Annotated in this window: 3 protein-coding genes; all 3 read right to left on the bottom strand. The window is 71.2% G+C overall.

All coding sequences use genetic code 11. The annotated features are described in order from the left end of the window. A partial coding sequence (locus VGB60_RS10750; protein ID WP_331038259.1) for a thiamine pyrophosphate-binding protein occupies positions 1-1,236 on the bottom strand: 1,236 nt, incomplete at its 3' end. Positions 1,237-1,522: 286 nt separating this feature from the next. After that, positions 1,523-2,275 (bottom strand): tRNA pseudouridine(38-40) synthase TruA, encoded by a 753-nt coding sequence (truA, locus tag VGB60_RS10745; RefSeq protein WP_331038258.1) that lies wholly within the window; start codon positions 2,273-2,275, stop codon positions 1,523-1,525. A gap of 14 nt (positions 2,276-2,289) precedes the next feature. After that, on the bottom strand, positions 2,290-2,919 hold a 630-nt coding region (locus tag VGB60_RS10740), incomplete at its 5' end, for a methionyl-tRNA formyltransferase (protein WP_331038257.1).

Genomic DNA, 2,919 nt, shown 5'->3' with positions numbered 1-2,919 from the left:
GCCGGAGGTCGGGGCCAGCTGGGTGCGGCAGGCGCGGTGGCGGTAGAAGCGGTGCAGCCAGGCGGCGAAATTGCCGGCCCCGTTGGTGACGATGGCGTCCGGCGGCAGGCTGTCGTGCAGGTGGGCCATGCACTCGCTCATATTGACCGGGCCGGTGACGGGCACGGGGGTCGAGAAGGCCTGGTAGTGGTCGTGGGCGGCCTTTGCCTGATCGTGCCATGTCCGGCCCGGATCGATCGTGGACAGGGCGTGGGCGGCCAGAGAATTGTCGGCCGTCGCGCTCATGAGCGGAGTCCAGACCCGCCCCAGCTCTTCCGCGCCGGGATGGATGTGGATCAGGGTCTGCGCCGTGTGCGCCCGGTCGAACAGGGTGTACCCCTGCGTCGGATTTTCGCCGAGCCGGGCGCCGACGGCGATCAGCAGGTCGGCGTCCTTCGCCCGTTTCATCAGTTCGGGATTGCAGCCGAGGCCGAGGTCGCCGGCGTAGTTGGGACGGGCGTTCGACAGGATGTCCTTGCGCCGGAACGACAGGCTGACCGGCAGGCCCAGGCGCTCGGCCCAGTCGCCGACGGCGGCGGCGGCCGCGTCCGTCCAGCCGGAGCCGCCCAGCACCAGCAGCGGGCGTTCGGCCCGCGCCAGCCGCTCGCGCACCTGTTCGAGGAAGGCGGCGTCCAGCGCGGCCCGGGCGGGCGTCACCGCGCGGATCGGAGCGGGACCGCCGTCGGCGTGCAGGATGTCCTCGGGCAGGGCGATGACGACCGGCCCCATCCGGCCCTGCAGGGCGGTGGCGAAGGCGCGCTCGACCACCTCGACGGTTCGTTCCGGGCTCTCGATCTCCGTCGCCCATTTGGCCAGGCCGCCGAACACCTCGCGGTAGTCGACCTCCTGAAAGGCGCCGCGGCCGCGGTCGGTCAGGGCGATCTGGCCGACGAACAGGAGCATCGGCGTGGAGTCCTGATGCGCCGTATGCACGCCGATCGAGGCGTGGGTGGCGCCCGGCCCGCGCGTGACCATGCAGACCCCCGGCCGACCGGTCAGCTTGCCGTACGCCTCCGCCATGTTGGCGGCCCCGGCCTCATGCCGGCAGGCGATGACCTGAATCCGGTCGCGCACGTCGGCCAGGGCGTCCAGCACCGCCAGATAGCTCTCGCCCGGGACGCAGAAGACCCGGTCGATTCCGTTCATCACGAGCGTCTCGACGATGCGGCGGGCGGCGGTGTTCGCGGGCTGGGTCATGGGGGCGGAGGTAGCAGATCAGGCCGGGGCTTGGCCATGTAGGGGTACGAAGGTCGGCGACCGGGGTCCGGGCGTGGAGCAGGCAGCGCTGGTTCGTCACGAAGAACACGAAGGAGGGCACGAAGGACACAACGGGACCTGCGCCCGGTCCCGCGCGCAGCGCCTTCCCATCAGGAGAGGATAAACGCCTGCGGCGCCGCCCGCTCGGTCCCGTCGTGTTCTTTGTGGCTTTTGCTTCTTCGTGTTCTTCGTGACGAACCAGCCATCGGCGAAGCGGGACGCCCCGTCAGGTGTTCGCTTCCTCATACCGCACGCCCGTCAGGTACAGGCCGTTCGACGGGGCGACTGGGGCGCAGGCGGCGCGGTCGCGGGCGGCGAGGGCGGCGGCGACATCGTCGATCGACCAGCGGCCGAGGCCGACTTCGGCGAGGGTTCCGGTCATCGAGCGGACCTGACGGTGCAGAAAGCTGCGGGCCTCGAAGATCAGGTGGACCTCGTCGCCGACGCGGTCGACACGCGCCACGTCCAGCGTCTTCACGGGTGACTTGGACTGGCAGTTCACATCGCGGAAGGTGGTGAAGTCGTGCAGGCCGACGAGGGCCGCGGCGGCGGCCTGCATGGCCCGCTCGTCCAACGGTTTGCGCACATGCCAGACCCTGCCGCGGTCGAGCGCCGGGGGCGCGACGCGGGTCAGGATGCGGTAGAGATAGCAGCGGCCGACAGCCGAAAAGCGCGCGTGCCAGTCGTCGCCGACGGCGGCGCAGTCCAGCACCGTCACGGCGTCGTTCGTCAGGTGGGCGTTCAGCGCATTCATCACCGTGCGCTCGGGCCACGCCTTGTCGAGATCGAAGCTGATCACCTGACCGGTGGCGTGGACGCCGGTGTCGGTCCGCCCCGCGGCGGCGATGCGCACCGTCTGGCCGCAGAAGGCGGTTATGGCGGTCTCGACCGCGCCCTGCACCGTCGGTTGGCCGGCCTGAGCCTGAAACCCGTTGTAGCCCGACCCGTCATATTCGAGCGTCAGGCGATAGCGCTGCATGGCTGGTCGCTCCCCTATCGCTCGCCGCGCGTCCCCGCCTGCGCGGGGATGACGATGTCGCCGCCTGAGGACGACAGCATCGTCCCGACCGGGAGCGGGAACCCGCGCAGCATCTCATCGGCCGTCTGGGCCGCCTTGCCCGCGCGCTGAACCCGCAACAGATCGACCGCCCCCTCGGCGCAGGCGATGCGCAGGCTGCCGTCGAGCACCTGACCGGGCGTTCCGCCGCCGTCGGACGCGACCCGCGACATCAGCGCCTTGATCCGCACCGGTTCGTCTGGTCCGGGCGCGTCGAACCAGGCGCCGGGGAAGGGCGACAGGCCGCGGATGTGGGCGTCCACCACCGCCGCAGGGCGGGCCCAGTCGATGCGCGCCTCGGCGGGCGTGATTTTCCTCGCATAGGTGGGCTCACCGACCTGTTCGGTCCCCTCGACCCCGCCGCGTTCGATCGCCGCGAGAGCGCGCGGCCACAGGCTGGCGCCGGTGTGCGACATCCGCTCGGACAGCGTCGCCGCCGTGTCGTCGGAGCGGATGTCCAGGACCTCCGACAGCAGGATCGGCCCCTCGTCCAGCCCCTCGGACATGCGCATGATCTGCACGCCGGTCTGGCGGTCGCCGGCCATGATGGCGCGCTGGATCGGCGC

Source organism: Brevundimonas sp., assembly GCF_036399195.1.
Classification (GTDB): Bacteria; Pseudomonadota; Alphaproteobacteria; order Caulobacterales; family Caulobacteraceae; genus Brevundimonas.
The sequence above is the reverse complement of the archived record's forward strand: the minus strand, read 5'-3'. Positions and strand labels throughout refer to the sequence as shown.